General features: G+C 74.9%; 13 protein-coding genes and 1 pseudogene. 5 read left to right on the top strand and 9 right to left on the bottom strand.

The features are described from left to right. Positions 1-41: 41 nt before the first annotated feature. Complete coding sequence (locus ACOBQU_RS33840; protein WP_423632516.1) at positions 42-824, top strand: dioxygenase; 783 nt, start codon at positions 42-44, stop codon at positions 822-824. A gap of 53 nt (positions 825-877) precedes the next feature. Here the strand turns inward: ACOBQU_RS33840 and ACOBQU_RS33835 are convergent, their stop codons facing one another. Together ACOBQU_RS33835 and ACOBQU_RS33830 are read right to left on the bottom strand one after the other, a co-directional pair. Then, on the bottom strand, positions 878-1,798 hold the full coding sequence (locus tag ACOBQU_RS33835) for an N-acetyltransferase (protein ID WP_423632514.1): 921 nt from the start codon (positions 1,796-1,798) through the stop codon (positions 878-880). A gap of 192 nt (positions 1,799-1,990) precedes the next feature. Continuing rightward, positions 1,991-2,644, bottom strand: coding sequence for a M15 family metallopeptidase (locus tag ACOBQU_RS33830; RefSeq protein WP_423632512.1), 654 nt, complete (start codon positions 2,642-2,644; stop codon positions 1,991-1,993). A 312-nt stretch (positions 2,645-2,956) separates the two neighbouring features. On the opposite strand from ACOBQU_RS33830, the gene ACOBQU_RS33825 reads away from it, so the two are divergent. Then, positions 2,957-3,985, top strand: coding sequence for a hydroxyacid dehydrogenase (locus ACOBQU_RS33825; protein WP_423632511.1), 1,029 nt, complete (start codon positions 2,957-2,959; stop codon positions 3,983-3,985). A gap of 28 nt (positions 3,986-4,013) precedes the next feature. Here ACOBQU_RS33825 and ACOBQU_RS33820 read toward each other — a convergent pair whose 3' ends face one another. Together ACOBQU_RS33820 and ACOBQU_RS33815 are read right to left on the bottom strand one after the other, a co-directional pair. After that, positions 4,014-4,547 (bottom strand): hypothetical protein, encoded by a 534-nt coding sequence (locus tag ACOBQU_RS33820; RefSeq protein ID WP_423632509.1) that lies wholly within the window; start codon positions 4,545-4,547, stop codon positions 4,014-4,016. Between the two features lie 13 nt (positions 4,548-4,560). Then, positions 4,561-5,214 carry a DJ-1/PfpI family protein gene (locus ACOBQU_RS33815; RefSeq protein ID WP_423632507.1) on the bottom strand — a complete coding sequence of 218 codons (654 nt, stop codon included), beginning with the start codon at positions 5,212-5,214 and terminating at the stop codon, positions 4,561-4,563. Positions 5,215-5,458: 244 nt separating this feature from the next. On the opposite strand from ACOBQU_RS33815, the gene ACOBQU_RS33810 reads away from it, so the two are divergent. After that, a complete protein-coding gene (locus tag ACOBQU_RS33810; RefSeq protein ID WP_423632505.1) occupies positions 5,459-6,415 on the top strand; it encodes a GlxA family transcriptional regulator in 957 nt (318 codons plus the stop codon). Positions 6,416-6,430: 15 nt separating this feature from the next. On the opposite strand, the gene ACOBQU_RS33805 is transcribed toward ACOBQU_RS33810, so the two are convergent. After that, a complete protein-coding gene (locus ACOBQU_RS33805) occupies positions 6,431-7,159 on the bottom strand; it encodes a class I SAM-dependent methyltransferase (protein WP_423632503.1) in 729 nt (242 codons plus the stop codon). A gap of 119 nt (positions 7,160-7,278) precedes the next feature. Between ACOBQU_RS33805 and ACOBQU_RS33800 the strand changes: the two genes are divergently transcribed. Both ACOBQU_RS33800 and ACOBQU_RS33795 read left to right on the top strand, forming a co-directional pair. Further along, the gene (locus ACOBQU_RS33800) at positions 7,279-8,142 is read left to right on the top strand and encodes a hypothetical protein (RefSeq protein WP_423632501.1); all 864 of its coding nucleotides are present in this window, start codon (positions 7,279-7,281) and stop codon (positions 8,140-8,142) included. A 167-nt stretch (positions 8,143-8,309) separates the two neighbouring features. Further along, positions 8,310-8,771: pseudogene (locus tag ACOBQU_RS33795) on the top strand (SPFH domain-containing protein); the annotation flags it as partial. Between the two features lie 40 nt (positions 8,772-8,811). Here the strand turns inward: ACOBQU_RS33795 and ACOBQU_RS33790 are convergent. The 4 genes from ACOBQU_RS33790 to ACOBQU_RS33775 form a co-directional block, all read right to left on the bottom strand. Further along, positions 8,812-11,364 (bottom strand): ATP-binding protein, encoded by a 2,553-nt coding sequence (locus ACOBQU_RS33790; RefSeq protein WP_423632499.1) that lies wholly within the window; start codon positions 11,362-11,364, stop codon positions 8,812-8,814. A gap of 112 nt (positions 11,365-11,476) precedes the next feature. After that, positions 11,477-14,017, bottom strand: a complete 2,541-nt coding sequence (locus ACOBQU_RS33785) for an ATP-binding protein (protein WP_423632497.1) — start codon at positions 14,015-14,017, stop codon at positions 11,477-11,479. Positions 14,018-14,027: 10 nt separating this feature from the next. Next, the gene (locus ACOBQU_RS33780) at positions 14,028-14,189 is read right to left on the bottom strand and encodes a potassium-transporting ATPase subunit F (RefSeq protein ID WP_423632495.1); all 162 of its coding nucleotides are present in this window, start codon (positions 14,187-14,189) and stop codon (positions 14,028-14,030) included. A gap of 107 nt (positions 14,190-14,296) precedes the next feature. After that, entirely contained in the window at positions 14,297-15,181 is an 885-nt protein-coding gene (locus tag ACOBQU_RS33775; protein WP_423632493.1) for an NAD(P)-dependent oxidoreductase, read from the bottom strand. Between the last annotated feature and the right edge of the window lie 132 nt (positions 15,182-15,313).

The raw sequence follows: 15,313 nt of genomic DNA, 5'->3' as shown, positions 1-15,313 counted from the left end.
GCACCCCCGCACCACGAGGCACACGGCACAAGGAGCCGACCATGACCACCGCAGCACCGGAGCGCATGCCGTCCCTCTTCATGAGCCACGGCGGCCCCACCCTCGCCGAGGACGCCCACTGGCCGGGCGAGCTGGCCCAGTGGGGCCGGGACCTGCCGCGCCCGCGGGCGATCCTGATGGTCTCCGCCCACTGGGAGGAGGCCCCGCTCGCCCTCGGGGCGACCACCACCGTGCCGCTGATCTACGACTTCTGGGGCTTCCCCGAGCACTACTACCGCATCCAGTACGCCGCGCCCGGCGCCCCCGACCTTGCCGAGCGGGTCCGCAAGCTGCTGCGCGGGCCGGGCATGCCGGTGCACGACCTGCCGGACCGGGGCCTCGACCACGGCGCGTACGTGCCGCTGCGCGAGATGTACCCGGACGCCGACGTCCCCGTCCTCCAGATCTCCCTGCCGACCCTGGACCCGCGGAAGCTGATGGACATCGGGCGCCGTCTGGCGCCGCTGCGCGACGAGGGCGTGCTGATCGTCGGCAGCGGCTCCTTCACGCACAACCTGCGGGCCATCAACCCCCAGAACGAGGTGCCGTCCGTGATGGCCGAGTTCGACGACTGGGGCAGCCGCGCCCTCGCGGCCGGGGACGTGGACGCGCTGCTCGACTTCCTCCACAAGGCGCCGGGCGCGCGGTTCGCGCACCCGCGCGAGGAGCACTTCGTGCCGCTGGCCGTCACCCTCGGCACCGCCGAGGACGAGCTGCGCTCGCAGCGCAGCGTCATCGAGGGCACCTGGCTCGGCCTGTCGAAGCGGTCGGTGCAGTTCGGCTGAGCGGGCCGCCCGGCCGGTCGGTGACCGGCCGGGCGTCCAGGGGTCGGCCGGTATCAGCCGGTCGGCCGGTGCGTCCAGCCGCGGTCGCAGCGCACCAGCTCGGTGAAGCCGAGCGCCGTCAGCTCCGCGAGCGCGGCCGGGTCGTCGGCCGCCTCGTACGCCAGGAGCCGGTCGGCGCCCGCGAGCCGCAGCCACGCGGCGGCCTGCCCGAGCAGCCAGGCGGCGAGGCCCTCGACGCCGTGGTCCGGCTCCAGGTGGAAGTTGCCGACGTCCGCCAACGCCCCGTTGCGGGCCTGGCGTTCGGGGCGGCCGAGCGCCGTGTCGACCTCGACGAAGCCGAGGTCGCGGCCGTTCAGACGGGCCGTGAGGCGAGTGCCGCACTCGCCGAGCGAGCGGTGCGCCACGAGGCCGGGAACCGGCGGCTCGGGCGTCGCCAGGTCGGCCACGGCCGCGATGAGGACGACCTCGGTGTGACCGGTGTGCCGGAACCCGGCGCGCTCGTAGGCGGCGCGGACGTGCGGCCACACCCGGGGCAGGCCGTACACGCCGGGAGCGGGCAGCGCGCCGTCGGCCTCCCGCGCCCGCACGCCCCAGCGGGCCAGCTGCGCCAGGCAGGCGCCCATCAGCAGGTCGGCGGCCTCGTCGGCGTCGGGCCAGAACGAGGCGGGCGGGTGGCAGACGAACCAGTCGACGACGCCCATGTTCCGGTAGTCCGGGCCGACCTCGTCGTCCCCGCGGTAGCGCAGCAGGTGCGCGGCCGCCACGACGAACGACCGCTGCTCGGCCACGAGCGTCACCCGCTCGGCCACCCAGGGGTCGGTGATGAACTCGTCCGGCTGCCGGGCCAGCGCCCCGACGACGGTGTTCACGGACACGGACACCCCGGGCACGACGGCCGCCACATGGGCGTTCACCAGCTCGGTGAGCTGGTCCCGGTCGTCGCGGTGGAAGGGTCGGACGGTGAGCGCGGGCATGCGGAGACCTCCCGGTCAGGGCTGTACGTACGAGGAGGCCGCCATGCGATGCGGTATGGGGCCGATGATACGGGGGCGAGGCGCCCGGCGGGACCCGGGGGCCGCGGACCCGCCCGCCGCGGACCGCCGGGCTCCCACCCGGGACGGCTCCCTCTCCGGGACGGCTGGCGCGCCCGATGGCTGGCGCCCCGCTCAGTCGCCCTGCCACGGCCCGTACAGGGCGTGCTCCGCGCCCGTCGCCAGGGCCCAGTACCGGTCGCCGTACGACCAGTGCCACCACTCGGTGGGGTAGTTGACCAGGCCCGCGTCCGTGAGCACCGCGCCCAGCAGGCGCCGGTTCTCTCGGGCCTCGGCGCCGATGCCGTCCGCGTGCGTGTAGCAGGCGCCCGCGCTCTCCTCGGGGCTCGCGTTGACCGGCGTGCCCATGTCGCGCGGGGTGCCGTCGGCGTCGGCGAGGGTCAAGTCGACGGCGGCGCCCGCGCTGTGCGGGGCGATGTCCGGCGGCGACACATAGCGGCTCGCGGCGGCGTGCAGGTCCCCGGGGCTGCGGGTGGGGTCGGCGGCGCGCAGCTCGGCCGTGTACTCCTCGAAGTAGTGGCGCTGGAGGGACAGCGGCCGGTAACCCTCGACGAACAGCAGCCGCAGGCCGTCCGGCAGCGACTCCTGCGCCTTCACCAGGCGCCGCAGCACCCCCTCGCGCAGCAGCGCGTACGCGCCCTCGGCGTCCGCTACCAGCGAGTCGACCAGCAGCCCGCCCTCGCTGCGGACGTCCACCAGGCGCTCCCCGCGGTCCCGCACGGGCACGGCGGCGACCTCCGGGTCCGACATCAACGTGATCTCAGCCATGGGGAGATCATCACGCGCGGCCCCGTACGGCGTACAGCCGTACGGACGGGTACGGCGTACGGGAAGGCATGAGCGGCGGCGGGCGGGCGCGGGCTCCTGGCGTGCCGCGCGGGACTCGTGACGTGGCGTCTGGTGCTCTTGGCGTGCCGCTGTGGCGCTGCTCGCGTGCCGCTCGGTGCCGCTTGCCCGCTGCCTGGCGTCTGGTGCTCGTAGCGTGCGTCTGGTGCTGTGGGCATGGCCCGTGGCCCCGGCGCGTGTCCGGTGCGCCCGGCGGCCCCCAGCCCCTGCCCGACGACGTGAGGAACCCGGCCCATGCCCGCGACGCCCCGCCCCCGTTCCCTGCCCCGTGTCGCGGTCGCCATGTCGGCCGAGGCCGCGGCGGCCGTGCTCGACGACGCGGCGGTCGCCGCCCTCGCCGGGGTGAGCGAGCTGCGCTATCCGCCGCTGCTCGACGCCTTCGGCACCGAGCGGGCGCGGGCCGTGCTCGGGGACGTCGAGGTGCTGGTGACCGGCTGGGGCTGCCCGCCGCTGGACACGGCCGCGCTCGCCGCCGCGCCGAGGCTGCGGGCCGTGGTGCACACGGCGGGCTCCGTACGGGGTCACGTCACGCCCGCGTGCTGGGAGCGCGGCATCGCGGTGTCGTCGGCGGCGGCCGCCAACGCGCTGCCCGTCGCCGAGTACACCGTCGCGATGATCCTGCTGACCGGCAAGCGGGTCCTGGAGCGGGCGCGCGCCTACACCGCCGCGCGCCGCCCCGACGACCCGTTCGCCACGCCCCGCTCGGTCGGCAACCACCGCCGCGTGGTGGGCGTCCTGTCCGCCTCGCACATCGGGCGCCGGGTCATCGAACTGCTGCGCCCGTACGACCTGGAGGTGCTGCTGCACGATCCGTACGTCACCGAGGCCGGGGCCGCGGCGCTCGGCGCCCGTGGCGTGGGCCTCGGCGAACTGTTCGCGGCCAGCGACGTGGTGAGCGTCCACACGCCGCTGCTGCCCGCCACGCGCGGCCTTGTCAGCCGCGCCCTGCTCGACGCCATGCGCCCGGACGCCGTGCTCATCAACACCGCGCGCGGCGCCGTCGTCGACCACGAGGCGCTGACCCGGGCCGTGGTGGAGGGCCGGATCCGGGCGGTGCTCGACGTCACCGACCCCGAACTCCTGCCGCCCGGGCACCCGTTGTGGGACTGCGACAACGCCCTGCTCACCCCGCACCTGGCCGGGTCGCAGGGCAACGAGTGGCGCCGCCTGACGGACCTCGCGGTCGCCGAGGTCGCGCGCTGGGCGGCGAGGGACGGCTTCGCCCACCCCGTGGCCCCGGAGCGGGCGGAGTTCCTGGCCTAGGGAGCCGCCGCGGGCCCCGGCGCCGGGCTCAGCCCCCGGTCGTGGAGCCCGGCCGGACGATCATCAGGATGGTGACGGTCGCCCAGAGCAGGTTGAAGACACCGGTGAACATGGCGAGGCGGGCGCTGGCGCGGGCGTCGACGGCCACGGCGGCGCCCGCGGACGCCGCCCCCTCCTCAGACGCCGCCCCTTCCCCGGCCCCCGCACCGCCCCCGGCCCCCGCGCTCACCGCGTCCAGCGCCGCCTCCTGCCGCGGCAGCACCAGCACCATCAGGACCACGGCGGCGACGAACGTGAGCGCGATGGACGTCACCAGCCAGGGGCTGTTCAGGACGCCCATGCTGCTGGCGGTGGCGAAGCCGAAGGCCACCACGGCGAAGCCGACGCCCGCGTAGACGCGGCAGATGCGGTGCAGGGTGCGCAGCGTCGTGACGGGCGCGGCGGCGCCGGGCTCGGCGAGGGCGTCGCGCAGCACCTTCGGGAACATGCTCGCGGCGACCGCGACCGGACCCACGGCGAGGATCGCGGCGAGGACGTGCAGGATCAGGAAGACCTTGGTCATCGGCGGGCCCCGCTCAGCTCGCCACGGGCAGCACGCCCGCGTCCCGCCAGACGACGCCGCGCCGCTCGTGCGCGAACAGCTCCCCCACGGCGTGCGCGACGCGCGGCCCGAACTCCCGCTCCAGCAGGTACTGGCCGAGGTCGAGCCCGGAGGTGACGCCGCCGCCGCTGACCAGGTCGCCGTCGTCGACGACGCGCGCGGCGACCGGGCGGGCGCCCTGCGCCTGGAGGGCCTCGTACGTCAGGTGGTGCCCGGTGGTGGCGCGGCCCTTGATGAGCCCCGCCATCGCCAGGAGCAGCGAGCCGCCGCAGACCGTGGCCACGGTCACGCCCGGCGCGGCGAGGGCGGCGCCCATGAGCGCGGGCAGCTCGGTGGACAGCGCCCGCTGGAGCCGGGAGGGGATGCTGTCGTCGTCGGCGTGGCCCTGCTCGGTGGGCCCGGCCGCGCCGGGCAGCAGGACGAGTCCGGCGCGCTCGGGGTCGAGCTTCGCGGTGGCGGTCAGCGTCACCGCCGCCAGGCCGCTGGGGATGGCGCGCGGGCCCTCCGCCGAGACCAGCTCGACGGTGAGCCCGCCGCCGACAGCGAGGCCGCCCGCGTACAGCGTCTCCAGAGGGCCGAGGACGTCCAGCGGGTCGAAGCCGTCGAACAGGACTGCCTGCACGTGCATGCGAGGTTCCGTTTCCTGGGTGGTGGTGGGGCGGGGCCGCGGCCGTTCCCTGGCGGTTCCGGCGGGCCCCGGGCCGAGGCTAGCCAGGGCGCGGGGCACCCCGACAGTGGCACTAATGACAGGTTCCAACGGGATATCGCCAGGGCTCTGCGACCGCTGGTCAGGGCCCTTTCCGCCGCTCCCCCGCTGCTCAGGGCCCACCGTGCCGCTTGGCGGACTTCCGGTGGTGGCGTACGTTGCCGCCATGCACACCGTCGCGGTCCTCGCCCCGGACAACGTCATCCCGTCCGACCTGGCCATGCCCATCGACGTGTTCGCCCGCACCTGTCTGCCCGGCGGCCGGGACGCCTACCGGCTGCGGGTGTGCGCCGCCGAGCCGGAGGTCGACGCGGGCACGTTCACGCTGCGCGCGCACCACGACCTGAGCGCCCTCGCGGACGCGGACACGGTGATGGTGCCGGGCGTCCACGACCCGATGGCGCCGGTACGCGAGGACGTCCTGGCGGCGCTGCGCGCGGCGGCCGACGCGGGCACGCGGATCGCGTCGATCTGCGTCGGCACGTTCGTGCTCGCCCAGGCGGGCCTGCTCAAGGGGTTGCGGGCGACCACGCACTGGTTCGCGGCCGAGCAGCTCGCGGCGGCGTACCCGGACGTCGCCGTGGACCCGGACGTGCTGTACGTCGACAACGGCCAGATCCTCACCTCGGCGGGCGCCGCCGCCGGGCTCGACCTGTGCCTGCACATGATCCGCCGCGACTACGGCTCCGCGGTCGCCGCCGAGGCCGCGCGCGCCTCCGTGATGCCGCTAGAACGCGAGGGCGGACAGGCCCAGTTCATCGTCAACCTGCCCCCGGCGAGCCCGCGCGGCGCCGCCCTCGAACCCCTCCTCGCCTGGCTGGACGAGCACGCGGCCCGTGACCTCACCCTCGACGACATCGCCGCGCACGCGGGCCTGAGCACCCGCACCCTGCTGCGCCGCTTCCGCGAGCAGACCGGCACCACCCCGCTCCAGTGGCTACACCGGGCCCGGGTGCGCCGCGCCCAGCACCTCCTGGAGACCACCGAGCACCCGGTGGAGCGCATCGCCGCGCAGGTCGGCTTCGGCTCCCCCACCGCGTTCCGCGACCGCTTCAAACGGGTCGCCGGGGTCAGCCCGCAGGCGTACCGGCGGGCGTTCGGCAGCGGCGGCGCGGGGGCCTGAGCGCGGCGGCCGGTGTCACGCCCGGCGCGCCACCACCAGGCGCCAGTGCGGGCTGCCGTCGTCGCGGCGGCCGAACTCCTCCAGCGGCAGCAGGTCCACCGCGAACCCGGCGCGCTCCAGGTCGGCGCGCACCCCGGCCAGCGGGAACGTGCGGTAGTACATGACGAAGCGGGGCCGCCACAGCGCGTTGCGCACCCGCATCGCCGCGTCGAAGCCGAGCATGGCCCAGTACCATGGTGACGTGAGTGGCTGGGGTGCGCCGATGGGAAAGGCGAACAGGCCGCCGGGGCGCAGCGCCCGGTGCACCTGCCCGAAAAGGCCGGGCCGCTCCGACGGCAGGAAGTGCCCGAACGCCCCGAAGCTGACGGCCACGTCGAAGGCCCCGGTGAACGGCAGCGCCCGGGCGTCGGCCCGCACCCAGTCCACGGCGGGCCCGGCCCCCGGCGCGGCGACGTTCGCCCGCGCCACGTCCAGCATCCCGGCGCTGAAGTCCACGCCCGTCACGCGCTTCCGGCACAGCGGCAGCAGGACCTCGACGCCCGCCCCGGTGCCGCAGCACACGTCGAGGCCCGCGCGGAACGCGCCGTACGGGCGCAGCGCCTCGGCGCAGGCGTCGAGGATCCGGTCGGGCGTGCGGAACGGCGTGCGGTCGAACGTGGGCGCGAGGAGGTCGTAGCCGCGTTCCGTGGACGACAGCGCCTGGACGGCCAGCTCACGCAGTGAGGGGCCCTGGGAGGTGAACACCGGCACAGCCTAATGAGTCAGCGTGGCCGGGACGCGCCTCGTGGTCTTCCGGCGCCAGGAGTGCCTCGGGTAGAGCTTCAACCACCGCACCCCGACCCGACGTTCACGGAGGTACACCCATGCGCGCACACCGGACGCCCGGACACGGCGGCCCCGTCCCCGGCGGCGGCGACGGCTCCGCGGCGGGCGGGACGTCGGGCAAGACGCGGTTCGACGACATCTACGACCGGCCGGACCCGCGCGCCTACTTCCGCCGACTCGCCCCGTACGCGTACGAGATCCCGCACCACGCGCAGGGCGTCTTCCGCCGGGCGCTCGCCGCCCGGGAGCGCGGCGGGCCGGTCACCGTCCTCGATCTGTGCTGCGGTTACGGCGTCAACGCGGCGCTGCTGAACCACGACGTCACGCTCGACGAGCTGTACGCGCACTACACGAGCGAGGAGGCGGACGCGCTCACGCCGGGCGAACTCGTCGACCGCGACAAGGAGTTCTACGCCGCCCGCCGCCGCCCCGGCGCGGCGCGGATCATCGGCGTGGACAGCGCGCCCCACGCCACCGCGTACGCCCTGGCCGTGGGGCTGCTCGACGAGGCGTACGCGGAGAACCTGGAGCGCGCGGCGCCCAGCCCGGCGCTGGCCCGGGCGCTGGCGGGCGTCGGCCTGATCATCGTCACCGGCGGCATCAGCTACGTCTCGCACCGCACCTTCGACGCGCTCCTGGAGCAGGTGCGGCTTCCCCTGTGGGTCGACGCGTTCGTGCTGCGCACCGTGCCGTACGACCGGATCGCCCAGAGCCTCGCCGCGCACGGCCTGGTCACCACGACCGATCCCGGGCGGCTCTACCCGCAGCGCCTGTTCACCGGCCCCGATGAGCAGCGTGACGCCGTGGAGCGGGTGCGCGCGGCGGGCGACGACCCGGCCGGTCTGGAGGCCGGTGGCCGTTACTACACGCGGCTGTACGAGTCCCGGCCCCGGCGGCGCTGACCGCGCCCCGGCGGCCGTTCGCCCCGCGCGGCGAACCGGGCGTACCGTTGAATACCGGGTGAATACCGGGTGGTGTGCGGCGGCTCGGAGGTGCCTCGGAGCGACAGGGGGTCGTCATGGTGCAGGAGCTGCTCGCGGCGGGCGCGGCGACCCTGTCCGCGGCTCTGGTCCGGTTCGCGGTGTCGCAGATGGCGCAGACGTCGCTGCGCTCGATCATCGGCAAGAGCGATCTGGACGATCTGCTGTCCAACCGGGAGAAGCTCAACCAGGGCCTGGAGCTGATGATCGACAGCCCGGCCGTCGGCTGGGGCGTGCAGATCGACCGCGTGGAGATCAAGGACGTCTCGCTGCCGGAGACCATGAAGCGCTCCATGGCCCGTCAGGCCGAGGCCGACCGCGAGCGCCGCGCCCGCGTCATCAACGCCGACGCCGAACTCCAGGCCTCCAAGAAGCTCTCCGAGGCCGCCAAGGAGATGTCCGAGCAGCCCGCAGCCCTGCAACTGCGCCTGCTCCAGACCGTCGTGGCCGTCGCCGCCGAGAAGAACTCCACCCTCGTCCTGCCCTTCCCCGTCGAACTCCTCCGCTTCCTCGAACGCGCCCAGGCCCACCAGGCCCCGCCCGCCTCCTGAGCCTTCCGGTACGCCTAGGACCACGCCTCTATGACCACGCCTATGACGTGGCCGCCGCCGGAAGGTCCGGGTCCGTCTGGGGGCGGCCGGGGACGCGGCGCAGCGCGAGGACCATGGTGAGGCCGCCGCCGGGGGTGTCCTCGGCGGTGAGGGTGCCGCCGATAGCCTCGGTGAAGCCGCGGGCGACGGCGAGGCCGAGGCCCACGCCCGCGCCGCGCGGGGCGTCGCCGTGCCGTTGGAACGGCTCGAAGATGCGCTCTTTGGCGTCGTCCGGGACGCCGGGGCCGCGGTCCACGACGCGCAGTTGCACCTGGTCAGCCATGGTGCTGGCGGCGACCAGGACGGGCTCGCCCTCGGGGCTGTACTTCAGGGCGTTCTCGATGACGTTGGCGACGGCGCGCTCCAGGAGGCCCTTGTCGGCGGCGACCATCGGCAGCTCCTCGGGGATGTCCAGGACGACGCTGTCGGCGGAGGCCATGCCCTCCAGGGCGAGCGGCACCACTTCGTCGAGGTCGATCTCGCGGACCATCGGCTGCACGGTGTCGGTCTGGAGCCGGGACATGTCGAGGAGGTTGCCGACGAGGTGGTCGAGGCGGTCGGCGCCCGCCTCGATGGCTTCGAGGAGTTCCGCCCGGTCCTCGTCGGACCACTCGATGTCGTCGGAGCGCAGGCTGGACACCGACGCCTTGATCCCGGCGAGGGGGGTGCGCAGGTCGTGGCTGACGGCGGCGAGCAGCGCGGTGCGGATGCGGTTGCCCTCGGCGAGCGCCCGGGCCTCGTCGGCCTGCGACTTCAGGCGCTGGCGGTCGAGGACGACGGCGGCCTGCGCGGCGAACGCGGCGAGCACCCGCCGGTCCTCGGCGGGCAGCACCCGGCCGGTCAGCGCGAGCGACATGTAGTCGCCGACCGGCATGTCCACGTCGGCGTCCTCGGGGCGGCCGACGTGCGGCCGGGTGCCCGCGCTGGCCGTGCAGGTCCACAGGGAGATGTCGCTCTCGCGCTCCAGGAGGGCGACGGACTCCATGGCGAAGGTCTCGCGGACGGTCTCCAGAAGGGACTCCAGGCTGTTCTCGCCGCGCAGGACGCTGCCCGCCAGGTGGGACAGTATCTCCGACTCGGCGCGCAGCCGGGCGGCCTGGTGGGTGCGGCGGGCCGCCAGGTCGACCACGGACGCCACGGACACCGCGACGGCGACGAAGATGGTGAGGGCGACGATGTTCCTGGGGTTCGCGATCAGTATGTGGTGGACGGGCGGGGTGAAGAAGTAGTTGAGCAGCAGCGAGCCGAACGCCGCGGACGCGAGCGCCGGGGCGAGCCCGCCTAGCAGCGCCGCCGCCACCGTCAGCGACAGGAACAGCAGCATGTCGTTGGCGAGCCCGAGGTGGGGCGCGACGCCGCGCAGCAGCAGGGCGAGCAGGGCGGGCCCCACCATGCCGACGAGCCAGCCCCAGATGATCCGGTCGCGGGCGAGCCGCGTGGTGCGGGGCGTGCCCGACAGGCCCCGGCCCTTGCCCGCCTCGTCGTGCGTGACGAGGTGGACGTCCAGGTCGGGCCCCGACTCGCTGGCCACGGTGGCGCTGACGCCCGGCCCGAACACGTACTGCCAGCCCTTGCGGCGGGAGACGCCGAGGACGATCTGGGTGGCGTTGACCCCGCGGGCGAACTCCAGCAGGGAGGCCGTGATGTCCTCCCCTATCACCTGGTGGAAGCTGCCGCCGAGGTCCTCCACCAGGGTGCGCTGGACGGCGAGTTCCTTCGGGGAGCCCGCGGTGAGGCCGTCGCTGCGGGCGATGTACACGGCGAGGACCTCGCCGCCCGCGCCCTTCTCCGCGAGCCGGGCCGCGCGGCGCAGCAGGGTGCGGCCCTCGGGGCCGCCGGTGAGGCCGACGACGATGCGCTCACGGGCCTGCCAGGGCTTACGGATGTTGTGCTCGCCGCGGTACTGCTGGAGGTACTCGTCGACGCGGTCCGCGACCCACAGCAGGGCCAGCTCGCGCAGCGCTGTCAGGTTGCCGGGACGGAAGTAGTTGGACAGGGCCGCGTCGACCTTGTCGGCCTTGTAGATGTTGCCGTGCGCCATGCGGCGGCGCAGCGCCTGGGGTGACATGTCGACCAGCTCGATCTGGTCGGCGCGGCGCACCACGTCGTCGGGCACGGTCTCGCGCTGCCGGACGCCGGTGATGGACTCCACGACGTCGCCCAGGGACTCCAGGTGCTGGATGTTGACGGTGGAGACCACGTCGATCCCGGCGGCGAGAAGTTCCTCGACGTCCTGCCAGCGCTTGGCGTTGCGCGAGCCGGGCACGTTGGTGTGCGCCAGCTCGTCGACCAGGGCGACGGCCGGGGCGCGGCGCAGCACCGCGTCGACGTCCATTTCCGTGAAGGTCGCGCCCCGGTAGCCGAGCTGCTTGCGCGGCACCGTCTCCAGGCCGTGCAGCATGACCTCCGTACGGGGCCGGTCGTGGTGCTCCACGAAGGCCACCACGCAGTCGGTGCCGCGCTCGATACGGCGGTGTGCCTCGGACAGCATCGCGTACGTCTTGCCGACGCCCGGTGCCGCCCCCACATAGATCCGAAGCTTGCCGCGTGCCATGAATCTCGTCTCTGCGATCGGGTGCGGGTGCTCCGCCCACTGGTCGTGCGGGTGGTGCGCCCGGTCAGTCAAAGGCGCTCAGCATGGCAGACGCGCGAGCCGGACCGCGCGTTCACCCGATGCACGCCCCCTGCGCGATCCCCCTGTTCGAACCGTCCGGGGGGCCGGGGTGTGCGGCGCAGGGCAGGGACAGGACCATGGTGAGGCCGCCGCCGGGGGTGTCCTCGGGGGTGAGGGTGCCGTCCATCGCCTCGGTGAGGCCGCGGGAGAGCGCGAGGCCGAGGCCGAGGCCGGTGGTGTTGTCGGTGTCGCCGAGCCGCTGGAAGGGCTCGAAGACCCGGTCGCGGTCGGCGGCCGGGAGGCCGGGGCCGCGGTCGACGACGCGCAGCTCCACGCGGCCCGCGAGGGCGCTGGCGGTGACCAGGACCTTCTCGCCGGGCGGGGTGTGCCGGGCGGCGTTGCCGACGAGGTTGGCGATGACGCGCTCCAGCAGCGGCGGGTCGGCGCGGACCTCGGGGATCTCCTCCAGGCTTCCCGTCTCGACGGCGCAGGCGACGGGCAGCGAGTCGAGCGCGGGCGGAAGGACCTCCTCCAGGCTGGTGGCGCGCAGGTCGAGGGTGAGCGCGCCCGCCTGGAGGCGGCTCATGTCGAGCAGGTTGTCGACGAGCCGGTTCAGCTTGGTCATGGACTCGTCGGCGGTGGCGAGCAGCTCCTGCCGGTCCTGTTCGGAGAAGTCCAGGTCGCGGCTGCGCAGCGAGCCGATCGCGGCGAGGGCGGCGGCCAGCGGGGTGCGCAGGTCGTGGCCGACGGCGCGCAGCAGGGCGGTGCGCATCCGGTCGGCGGCCTTGACCGGCTCCACCTCGGCGGCGGCCTCGGCGAGCCTGGCCCGCTCCACGGCGGCGCCCACGTGCGCGGCGAACGCGGCGAGCACCCGCCGGTCGGCGGAGGGCAGCGGCCGTCCGCGCAGGACCAGATAGGCGTCGCCCGCGGGCACGGCGGTCACCAGGGGGTCGCTGGTGCCGGGCGGCTCCTCGACCAGTTCGGCGGCCTCGACGCCGAAGGCCTCGCGGGCCCGCTCCAGGAGTGCGGGCACGGGGCGGCCGCCGCGCACGATGGTGCCCGCGAGCGACGACATGGTCTCCGCCTCGGCGGTGGCGCGCGCCGAGCGCCGGGACAGGCGCAGGGAGCGGTCGACGACGGCGGCGACGGTGGCGGCGACGCTCGTGAACACCGCGAGCGCGACCACGCTGTTGGGGTCGCCTAGCGTGAAGTGCCCCGTGGGCGGCATGAACCAGTAGTTGAGCAGCAGCGAGGCGGTGACGGCCGCGACCACCGCGGAGGCCACGCCGCCGATGCAGGCCACGCCCACCACGGCAAGCAGGAACAGCAGCGCCTCGCTGGTGAGGTTCAGTCGGCCGCGGGCCACGTCCAGGTCGAGGAGGGCGGTGAGCGCGAGCGGCAGGAGCAGCCCGGCGACGGGGCCCGCGACGCGCCGCGGGCCCGACAGGGTGCGCCTGCGGGACGGCAGCAGCGTGCCGCGCCCGGCGCGTTCGTGGGTGACGGTGTGGACATCGATGTCACCGGACATCTCGACGACGGCCTCGCCGGTGCCGCGCCCGGTGAGGAACCGCTCGAAGCGGCCGCGGCGGCTGGAGCCGAGGACCAGCTGGGTGGCGTTCTCGGCGCGCGCGAACTCCACCAGGGCGCTGGCCGTGTCGTCGCCGACGACCGAGTGGTAGCTGCCGCCGAGGTCCTCCACCAGGCGGCGCTGGCGGGCCAGCGAGGCGTGCGAGGTGCCCGCGGCGAGGCCGTCGCTGCGGGTGACGTGCACGGCGAGCAGTTCGCCGCCGGCGGAGCGGTCGGCGATGCGGGCGGCGCGGCGGATGAGGGTGTCGCCCTCGGGGCCGCCGGTGAGGCCGACGACGACGCGTTCCCGGGTCTCCCAGACGCCGCCGATGCCGTGCTCGACGCGGTAGGCCTTGAGCGCCTCGTCGACCCGGTCGGCCAGCCACAGCAGGGCGAGCTGGCGCAGCGCCGTCAGGTTGCCGGTGCGGAAGTAGTGGGCGAGGGCCGCGTCGACCTGCCGGGGCGGGTAGACGTTGCCGTGCGCCATGCGGCGGCGCAGCGCCTGCGGGGCGATGTCGACGAGTTCGATCTGCTGGGCGCGGCGCACCACGTCGTCGGGGACCGTCTCGGTCTGCGGCACCTTGGTGATCTTCTCGACGACGTCGTTGAGGGACTCCAGGTGCTGGATGTTGAGGGTGGTGACGACGTCGATCCCGGCCGTGAGCAGCCGGTCGACGTCCTGCCAGCGCCGGGGGTTGCGGCCCTCGCCGGGGGCGTTGGCGTGGGCGAGGTCGTCGACCAGGGCCACTTCGGGGCGCCGGGCGAGCAGCGCGTCCAGGTCGAGTTCGATGGCCTCCGCGCCCCGGTGGACGCTCGGGGCGCGCTCCACGACCCCCACGCCCTGGGCGAGCGCGGCGTCGAGCGCGGCCTGGGTGTGCGGCCGGTCGTGGCACTCCACGAGGCCCACGACGACGTCGGCCCCGCGGGCGGCCCTGCGCCGCCCCTCGTCGAGCATGCGGCAGGTCTTGCCGACCCCCGGTGCCGCCCCGAGGTAGATCTTCAGCTGTCCGGGTCGTACGTCGGTCATCGCGCCGGTGTCAGAACCTCTCCGGGTACAGGCGCGCGAGGACCAGATATCCGACCAGGCTCAGGGCGATCACGACGCCCACCACGTGTTCCGCGCTCACGGTCCTCAACTCCTCGGCGTGCCGGGTGACTTCTATGTCCCCACCGAAGCCGCTGGCGGGGCGGCCGGACATGCCCCTTGACACATCCTTGGCAGCGCGCGCCCGGACGTTGACACCGCGTTGACGCCGGGGGCGGCCCCGTGCCGGTCCGCCCCGCGCTCGCGCCCCGCGTCGGCCCGTCAGCGCAGCGACTCGATGGTCCTGGCCAGGCTCGCGGAGCCGTGGCCTTGGGCGATCTGCTCGTCGAACAGCCGCTGGAGCGGCGCCAGGAGGTCCACGCCGACGCCCTGGGCCCGTGTCGCGGTGAGGATGTTGGCGAGGCCGACGGCGTTGATGTCCAGGTTGGAGGTCTCCGTGCGGTAGTCGCGCGCGTCGATCTCCGCGGCGAAGCCGGGCAGCGCGTCGAGCGCCTCCCGCAGCCAGCGCACCAGCAGGTCGGTCACCCGCGCCGCGCCGATCCCGGCGGAGCCGCCGACGGCCACCGCCTGGAAGAAGCCCGCGAACATCCCGTACATGCCGCTGAGCAGCGCCACGTCGTAGACCGGCGCGAGGGGGGCGTCCGTGCCGACGAACACCGCGGAGCCCAGCGGCTCCAGGACCGCCCGGTGGCGCGCGAAGGCGTCGGCGTCGCCGCTGTAGAGCACGAAGGCCTCCGGTGTGCCGATGGTCTGCGGGACCGCGTACACGGCGCCGTCCACATAGGCGGCGCCCTGCTCGCTCACCCACGCGCCCAGTTCGCGGGCCGCCTGGGGGATGCCCGAGGTGACGTTGACGACGGCGCGGCCCGCGAGGGCGCCGCCGACGGGCGTGAGCAGGTCGCGGACGGTGGTGTAGTCGAGTACGCAGATGACGACCAGGTCGCTGGCGGCGATGGCGGCGGCCGGGGTGGCGGCGAGGGTGGCGCCGTCGGCGACGAGGGCGTCGGCCTTGTCCTGCGAGCGGTTCCAGACGGTGAGGCGGTGCCCCTGGTCGAGGAGGTTCCGGGCGAGGGCCTGTCCGAGGTTGCCGAGGCCGAGGACGGTGACGGTGGTGGGCGTGGCGGAAGGGGCGGGCGTGGTGCTCATGGCTGGTGTTCCTCCGGGGTGGGGGGCCGCCGCGTCGGTGGCCGGTGCCGAGAACCCTGCGGGTGGGCGCTGCCGGTCGGCTGCCGGTGCGCTGTCGCTCGGCCTCTGACCGGCTGCTGCTCGGCTGCCGGT

Origin of the sequence: Streptomyces sp. G45 (assembly GCF_049542095.1) — a bacterium.
In the GTDB taxonomy this organism is placed as follows: Bacteria; Actinomycetota; Actinomycetes; order Streptomycetales; family Streptomycetaceae; genus Streptomyces.
This window is presented reverse-complemented; position numbering and strand designations above follow the sequence as displayed.

What these genes read in the sequence shown, in the direction of transcription:
- ACOBQU_RS33830 (WP_423632512.1), bottom strand. Translation starts at nt 2,644, where the DNA reads ATGGCTGAGATCACGTTGATGTCGGACCCGGAGGTCGCCGCCGTGCCC.
- ACOBQU_RS33785 (WP_423632497.1), bottom strand. Translation starts at nt 14,017, where the DNA reads ATGACCGACGTACGACCCGGACAGCTGAAGATCTACCTCGGGGCGGCA.
- ACOBQU_RS33780 (WP_423632495.1), bottom strand. Translation starts at nt 14,189, where the DNA reads ATGTCCGGCCGCCCCGCCAGCGGCTTCGGTGGGGACATAGAAGTCACC.
- ACOBQU_RS33775 (WP_423632493.1), bottom strand. Translation starts at nt 15,181, where the DNA reads ATGAGCACCACGCCCGCCCCTTCCGCCACGCCCACCACCGTCACCGTC.
- ACOBQU_RS33820 (WP_423632509.1), bottom strand. Translation starts at nt 4,547, where the DNA reads ATGACCAAGGTCTTCCTGATCCTGCACGTCCTCGCCGCGATCCTCGCC.
- ACOBQU_RS33815 (WP_423632507.1), bottom strand. Translation starts at nt 5,214, where the DNA reads ATGCACGTGCAGGCAGTCCTGTTCGACGGCTTCGACCCGCTGGACGTC.
- ACOBQU_RS33825 (WP_423632511.1), top strand. Translation starts at nt 2,957, where the DNA reads ATGCCCGCGACGCCCCGCCCCCGTTCCCTGCCCCGTGTCGCGGTCGCC.
- ACOBQU_RS33800 (WP_423632501.1), top strand. Translation starts at nt 7,279, where the DNA reads ATGCGCGCACACCGGACGCCCGGACACGGCGGCCCCGTCCCCGGCGGC.
- ACOBQU_RS33840 (WP_423632516.1), top strand. Translation starts at nt 42, where the DNA reads ATGACCACCGCAGCACCGGAGCGCATGCCGTCCCTCTTCATGAGCCAC.
- ACOBQU_RS33810 (WP_423632505.1), top strand. Translation starts at nt 5,459, where the DNA reads ATGCACACCGTCGCGGTCCTCGCCCCGGACAACGTCATCCCGTCCGAC.
- ACOBQU_RS33790 (WP_423632499.1), bottom strand. Translation starts at nt 11,364, where the DNA reads ATGGCACGCGGCAAGCTTCGGATCTATGTGGGGGCGGCACCGGGCGTC.
- ACOBQU_RS33835 (WP_423632514.1), bottom strand. Translation starts at nt 1,798, where the DNA reads ATGCCCGCGCTCACCGTCCGACCCTTCCACCGCGACGACCGGGACCAG.